Raw genomic sequence first — 6,960 nt, forward strand, 5'->3', positions numbered from 1 at the left:
CCCATCCGCCTATGCGGTGGGGTAGTTCATGATAGCCCAACCTGCCGGCGGGATCTCCATCCGGTAAGATAAAACCAGAAGCAATTCCCAAGCCATGGAGGTTTCCTTGAGGGAGGGATCCACGATGTCTGTTGCTTGGCTGGCTTCAGTTCTGGCGAGGCGGTCTTGGCTGAGCCGTTTCCTGCGGGGGATGGTGCTTTGCGGGCTGATACTCTGCCTGGGGGTTACTCCGCTGGGATCCCCGGCCCAGGCAGAGGACTACACCAAACGAGATCTGCAGGGGGTGAGCTTTGCAGGGCAAGACCTGAGCGGCTGGAAGTTTCTCAAGGCCAACCTGCGCCAAAGCGATCTCAGCCACGTGAAGGCGGCAGGGGCAAACCTATTCGGGGCCAATCTCAGCAAAGCCAACTTGCGCGGGGCCGACCTGCGGGGGGCCACTTTGGACATGGCCAACTTACAGGGTGCGGATCTGCGAGAAGCGCAACTGCAGGACAGCATGATGTGGCTGGCCCGAGTCGAAGGGATCCAAATTGATGGGGCCGATTTCACCAATGCCTTAATACGCCAAGACGCCCTCTCCATCCTCTGTGAACGGGCCACCGGCGTTAACCCTGTAACTGGTCGGGCCACCCGCGACACCCTCGAATGTAACTAGCCCTCACCCCCTCTCCTCTGGGAGAGGGGAGATCTGGAATCTAGGGCTCAGGAGCTGGGAGCGGCTGCCTCAGAACGGGTGGGCTTGCGTTGAAACTGGCTGAGCAGCGAATTCCAGGCCAAGCGGGCCATCGACAACAGCCAATTCCCCTCCAACTCCCTAAACAAGTCCATGTTCAGCTTGAAGGCATAATTGGCCTCTGCCACAATGCGGTCGATGGTGGCTTGATCCAGCCCCAACGCATCCAGCTGGGCACGGTAGCGCTGCTTGAATTTGCCCTCGTGGGGGATCTGCTCGAAATCGTAGAAGGCCGTTCCTTCCCCCTGCGGCAAGCCCATGGCCCGGCGGGCGATGTTTTTGAGGATTTGGCCACCCGACAAGTCACCGATGTAGCGGGTGTAGGCGTGAGCGATCAGCAGAAGCGGATCTTTTTCCACCACTTCTCGGATGCGGTTGACATAGACCTGGCAGGCAGGGGAGGGCTTGACCACAGCGCGCCAATTGGGGCCAACAAAATAATTTAAATCCTTCTCCAGGCTGGCCTTGCGCCACAGCTCTGGGTAGTAGAGCCGGCCCACCAGGGGGTGCTCTCGCAGTTGGGCAAAGCCTTCTTCCAAAGCGCTGTAGACAAAGTAGAAATTGCCCAGGTAGCGGCTGTAGGCCCGTTTATCCACCACTCCCTTCAGGAAACACTTGATAAAGGCCATGTTCTCGGCCATGGTGTGGGACTGCTTGGTGCCCTCCCGCAACTGGGCCGACAGGCTGTTGTCCCGGTTACTCAAATCATTCTTATTCTGATTGTTCTGACTTTGACTCACAAAACCCTCCTCGCCAACAAACTGTGCTTCATTAGATCACCCGCAGATCACCCGCAAGCCATCCCGAGGTTCCCCCAGCCTGAGAAGCTTTGTAAACCCATTCCTAACCCCTTCTCATGATTGTTGTTGATGGCTCCGCCACAGCCTGCATCAACAGCGTGCATTTCAAAAGCGACAAAGACCAGCGCCGCGTCCACCCTGGCGACCGGCTGAGCCTGTCAGAGCCACCCCTCCGATCCCCACGGTCGACCGGAAATCCGAGCTGGAGCAGCGGATGATCCGCAAAAACGGTTAAAGATTAGAATAATCTGCCTGAGTGTGAATGGATGTGAACAATCCTTAAGGCACGGTGGGAATCGTCCCTGCCCCGGCAGCCAAAAGGGGATCCCCAGCGGTTTTGCCGAGATTTTCCAGGTGCGCCCCCACGGGATCCGGACAGCCCCTCGACCTTTGTAACGTTCGTTGACGATCGTTGGCGGGGTTTCTATAATGGAAGGCCTGACTGCAGCGCGACCCCTCCCGAGCAACGCATGACACAATTAGCAGTGCCATCCCCTGTCGCTCCTACCTTTCCTGACCTGGTGGAGATTCAGCGGGAGAGTTTCTTGTGGTTTTTGCGAGAAGGGTTTGAAGAGGAGCTTCTCAGCTTTTCCCCCATCATCGATTACACTGGTAAGCTGGAGCTGCACTTCCTGCCTGAATATCGCCCTGGGGATCCCTCCAAAGGGTATAAGATTAACCGCCCCCGCTACGACCCCGAGGAGGCCAAGCGGCGAGACGCCACCTACCAAGCGCAGATCCGGGTGCCCACTCGCCTGATCAACAAAGAGACCGGCGAGATCAAAGACATGGACGTCTTCATCGGCGAACTGCCCTTGATGACGGATCGGGGCACCTTCATCATCAACGGCGCCGAGCGGGTGATCGTCAACCAAATTGTGCGCAGCCCCGGCGTCTATTACAAATCGGAGCTGGACAAAAGCGGGCGTCGCACCTACAGCGCCAGCCTCATCCCCAACCGCGGTGCCTGGCTGAAGTTCGAGACCGACAAAAACGGCCTGGTGTGGGTGCGCATCGACAAAACCCGCAAGCTCTCGGCGGCAGTTCTGCTGAAAGCCTTGGGCCTGAGCGACTCCGAGATTTACGACAACCTGCGCCACCCCGAATTCTTCCAGAAAACCATGGAGAAAGAGGGGCCCTACACCGAAGAAGAAGCCCTAATGGAGCTGTACCGCAAGTTGCGGCCCGGGGAACCCCCCACCGTATCGGGTGGCCAGCAGTTGCTGGAATCCCGCTTCTTCGACCCCAAACGCTACGATTTGGGCCGGGTAGGGCGCTACAAGCTGAACAAAAAGTTAAACCTCAACGTAGCCGAAAGTGTGCGGGTGCTTACCGTCACCGACATTTTGGCCGTCATCGACTACCTGATCAATTTGGAGTACGACATCGGCCATGTGGACGACATCGACCACCTGGGCAACCGCCGCGTGCGCTCCGTGGGCGAGCTGCTGCAAAACCAGGTGCGGGTGGGCCTGAATCGCCTGGAGCGGATCATCCGAGAACGGATGACAGTCTCCGAGTCGGAAAACCTCACCCCGGCCTCTTTGGTCAACCCCAAACCCTTGGTGGCGGCCATTAAGGAGTTCTTCGGCTCCAGCCAGCTCTCCCAGTTCATGGATCAGACCAATCCCCTGGCGGAGCTGACCCACAAGCGCCGGTTATCTGCCCTGGGCCCCGGCGGCCTAAGTCGGGAACGGGCCGGCTTTGCGGTGCGGGATATCCACCCCAGCCACTACGGCCGCATCTGCCCCATCGAAACTCCAGAAGGCCCCAACGCCGGGTTGATTGGATCCCTGGCCACCCACGCCCGCGTCAACCAGTACGGCTTTATCGAAAGCCCCTATTACCGGGTCGAGAACGGCGTGGTGCGCAAAGATCTGGGCATGGTCTACCTCACTGCCGATGAAGAGGACGAGTACCGCGTAGCCCCTGGGGATGTGCCGGTGGATGCCGAAGGCCGCATCACTGCCGACTTGGTGCCGGTGCGCTACCGCCAAGAGTTCACCACCGCCCACCCCACAGAAGTGCACTACGTCCAAGTGGCGCCGGTGCAGGTCATCTCGGTGGCCACCTCCTTGATCCCCTTCCTGGAGCACGATGACGCCAACCGTGCCTTGATGGGAGCAAACATGCAGCGGCAGGCGGTGCCCCTGCTCAAGCCGGATCGGCCCTATGTGGGCACTGGCCTGGAAGCCCAGGCGGCACGCGACTCCGGCATGGTGGTGGTGTCGCGCACCAATGGCGTGGTGACCTATGTCTCTGCCGACGAAATCGTGGTGCGGCCAGACGACGGCGGGGATCCAATTGTCTATCGCCTGCAGAAATACCAGCGCTCCAACCAAGACACCTGCCTCAACCAGCGTCCCCTTGTCTATACGGGGGATCGGGTGGTGGCTGGCCAGGTGCTGGCGGATGGCCCGGCGACCGAAGGGGGCGAGTTGGCTTTGGGCCAAAACGTGTTGGTGGCCTACATGCCCTGGGAGGGCTACAACTACGAAGATGCCATCTTGATCAGCGAGCGGCTGGTCTACGACGATGTCTTTACCTCGGTACACATCGAGAAGCACGAGATCGAGGCCCGGCAAACCAAGCTAGGCCCGGAAGAGATCACCCGCGAGATCCCCAACGTGGGGGAAGATGCCCTGCGGGACCTGGATGAGAACGGCATTGTGCGCATTGGGGCTTGGGTGGAGGCCGGCGACATTTTGGTGGGCAAAGTCACCCCCAAAGGGGAGTCGGATCAGCCCCCAGAAGAGCGGCTACTGCGGGCCATTTTCGGGGAAAAGGCTCGGGATGTGCGGGACAACTCGCTGCGGGTGCCCAACGGCGAGCGCGGTCGGGTGGTGGATGTACGCATCTTTACCCGCGAACAGGGGGATGAGCTGCCTCCCGGCGCCAACATGGTGGTGCGGGTCTACATCGCCCTCAAGCGCAAAATCCAGGTGGGGGACAAGATCGCGGGCCGTCACGGCAACAAAGGCATCATCTCCCGCATCTTGCCGATTGAGGACATGCCCTACCTAGCGGACGGCACACCGGTAGATGTGGTGCTCAACCCCTTGGGGGTGCCTTCCCGGATGAACGTGGGCCAAGTGTACGAGTGCCTGCTGGGCTGGGCAGCAGAACATCTGGGAGTGCGCTTCAAGCTGATGCCCTTTGATGAGATGCACGGTTTAGAAGCCTCCCGTCTGACGGTGGAGGCCAAGCTGAGGGAAGCCCGAGAGAAGACCGGCAAGGACTGGATCTTCAACCCGGAAGGCAGGTACTGCGGCAAAATCCAGGTGTTTGATGGTCGCACCGGGGAGCCCTTCGACCAGCCCGTTACGGTGGGCCGCGCCTACATGCTGAAGCTGGTGCACTTGGTGGATGACAAGATCCATGCCCGCTCCACCGGCCCCTATTCTTTGGTGACCCAGCAACCGCTGGGGGGCAAGGCGCAGCAGGGCGGCCAGCGCTTTGGGGAGATGGAGGTGTGGGCTTTGGAGGCGTTTGGGGCAGCCTACATCCTGCAGGAGTTGCTCACCGTCAAGTCCGACGACATGGTGGGGCGCAACGAGGCTCTCAACGCCATTGTCAAGGGCAAGCCGATCCCTCGACCCGGCACGCCGGAGTCCTTCAAGGTGCTGGTACGGGAGTTGCAGTCCCTCTGCCTAGATGTGTCTGTACACAAGGTGGAGGTGGACAGCGAAGGGCAAACCCACGATGTGGAAGTGGATCTGATGGCCGATACTTCCAACCGTCACACTCCCTCTCGACCCACCTATGAATCGGTTACGGCTGAGGATCTCTCGCCATCACCCGCCTTTACCAGAGTGCTCCGCACCGCTGACGCGAATGCCAGCCGCAGCCTTGAGGAAGATGAGGACGAGGAGGAGGAAGAGGACTTTTGAGGGTTGAGAGCGCTCCCCACCCCTGACGCGAACGTGACGGGGATCCCCTTCAACCCACGAAGGAGGGTGGGGCTTCCCTCTCCTTTGGGTTCAGCAAGCCAGGAGGAAAACGGCGATGGCCAAAACAGAGCAACGCTTTGACTATGTCAAAATCGGCTTGGCTTCTCCAGAACGGATCATGGAGTGGGGCCAGCGCACCCTGCCCAATGGTCAAGTGGTGGGGGAAGTCACCAAGCCCGAGACCATCAATTACCGCACCCTCAAGCCGGAGATGGATGGTCTTTTCTGTGAGCGCATCTTTGGGCCGGCCAAAGACTGGGAATGCCACTGCGGTAAGTACAAGCGAGTACGGCATCGGGGGATCGTCTGCGAGCGCTGTGGGGTGGAGGTAACCGAGTCGCGGGTGCGCCGCCACCGCATGGGCTACATCAAGTTGGCTGCCCCCGTCACCCATGTTTGGTATTTGAAAGGGATCCCCAGCCACATTGCCACGCTGTTGGACATGCCGCTGCGGGATGTGGAGCAAGTGGTGTACTTCAACGCCTACGTAGTGGTGGATCCGGGCAATGCCCAGAATCTCTCCTACAAACAACTGCTGACGGAGGATCAATTCCTCGAGATCGAAGATCAGATGTACGAGGAGGGATCCGAACTGCAACTGCCGGAGAACTGGGCGATGATCGGGGCGGAGGCCATCGAGCGCCTGCTCAAGGATATCGACCTGGAAAAAGAGGCGGAGCAACTGCGGGAGGAGATCACCACTGCTCGCGGCCAAAAGCGGGCGCGCCTGATCAAGCGGCTGCGGGTAATCGACAACTTCATCGCCACCGGATCCCGTCCGGAGTGGATGGTGTTGCGGGTGCTGCCGGTGATCCCGCCGGATTTGCGTCCCATGGTGCAGTTGGATGGGGGCCGCTTTGCCACCAGCGACCTCAACGATCTCTACCGTCGTGTGATCAACCGCAACAACCGCCTGGCCCGGCTGCAGGAGATCATGGCACCGGAGATCATTGTGCGCAACGAAAAGCGCATGCTCCAGGAGGCGGTGGACGCGCTGATCGACAACGGTCGGCGGGGGCGCGTAGTGGCGGGGGCCAACAACCGTCCCCTCAAGTCCCTCTCCGACATCATCGAGGGCAAACAGGGGCGCTTCCGGCAAAACCTGTTGGGCAAACGGGTGGACTACTCCGGGCGTTCGGTGATCGTGGTGGGGCCCAACCTGCGCATGCACCAGTGTGGCCTGCCCAAAGAGATGGCCATCGAGCTGTTCCAGCCCTTTGTCATCCACAAATTGATCAAGCGGGGCATTGTCAACAACATCAAGGCTGCCAAAAAGATGATCCAGAGCAATGACCCACAGATTTGGGATGTGCTGGAAGAGGTGATCGACGGCCACCCCGTCTTGCTCAACCGTGCCCCCACCCTGCACCGCCTGGGGATCCAAGCCTTTGAACCGATCCTGGTGGAGGGAAGGGCGATTCAACTTCACCCCTTGGTCTGCCCTGCTTTCAACGCCGACTTCGACGGCGACCAGATG

The 6,960-nt window shown here is 59.9% G+C and carries 4 protein-coding genes; 3 read left to right on the forward strand and 1 reads right to left on the reverse strand.

Translation table 11 applies throughout. The features are described 5' to 3' along the window. The first annotated feature begins 124 nt into the window (after positions 1-124). Positions 125-655: a pentapeptide repeat-containing protein gene (locus NW815_RS06645; protein WP_414388677.1), complete on the forward strand. Its 531-nt coding sequence runs from the start codon at positions 125-127 to the stop codon at positions 653-655. Between the two features lie 47 nt (positions 656-702). On the opposite strand, the gene NW815_RS06650 is transcribed toward NW815_RS06645, so the two are convergent. Continuing rightward, positions 703-1,416, reverse strand: a complete 714-nt coding sequence (locus tag NW815_RS06650) for a heme oxygenase (biliverdin-producing) (RefSeq protein WP_414388678.1) — start codon at positions 1,414-1,416, stop codon at positions 703-705. A 587-nt stretch (positions 1,417-2,003) separates the two neighbouring features. Here NW815_RS06650 and rpoB point away from each other — a divergent pair. Both rpoB and rpoC1 read left to right on the forward strand, forming a co-directional pair. Next, on the forward strand, positions 2,004-5,423 hold the full coding sequence (gene rpoB, locus NW815_RS06655) for a DNA-directed RNA polymerase subunit beta (RefSeq protein ID WP_414388676.1): 3,420 nt from the start codon (positions 2,004-2,006) through the stop codon (positions 5,421-5,423). 115 nt (positions 5,424-5,538) lie between these two features. Next, positions 5,539-6,960: DNA-directed RNA polymerase subunit gamma (gene rpoC1 / locus NW815_RS06660; protein ID WP_414415827.1), on the forward strand; the 1,422-nt coding region annotated here is incomplete at its 3' end.

The organism is Synechococcus sp. R6-7, from assembly GCF_047461695.1.
GTDB lineage: Bacteria > Cyanobacteriota > Cyanobacteriia > Thermostichales > Thermostichaceae > Thermostichus.